The 312-nt window shown below is 59.0% G+C and carries 1 protein-coding gene; it reads right to left on the bottom strand.

Annotated features, from left to right (window positions below; translation table 11 throughout):
* Positions 1-59: 59 nt before the first annotated feature.
* A partial coding sequence (locus Q4563_RS18425) for a hypothetical protein (RefSeq protein ID WP_303605540.1) occupies positions 60-312 on the bottom strand: 253 nt, incomplete at its 5' end.

Here is a 312-nt window from a genome sequence, read left to right as displayed (position 1 = left end):
CGTATTACCTACCCGCTAACCACGGTTGCAGAAGTTCGGCCCAGCCCTGTCCGTGGCCGTTATGTCTTGGGCAAGGTCAGGCGCAACAGGCTGGCGGTTTGTTGCAACAGACTATCCAGCTGCTTGATGTGATCAACCTGCGAGGTGGCTGCCGGTATCTCTGCCGCTGCTTCTGCCGGGGTTGCTGAGGTATCGGCTGGTTCGGCCCTGGCCGTTTCACTAACAGGCGTCAGAGCCTGGGTCAGCGCCGCCTGCCATTGCGCCAATAATTCTGGATGCTTGTCGCCTAGCAGCGATATTAAAGCCCCTTCC

Source organism: Gilvimarinus sp. 1_MG-2023, assembly GCF_030548285.1.
The sequence above is the reverse complement of the archived record's forward strand: the minus strand, read 5'-3'. Positions and strand labels throughout refer to the sequence as shown.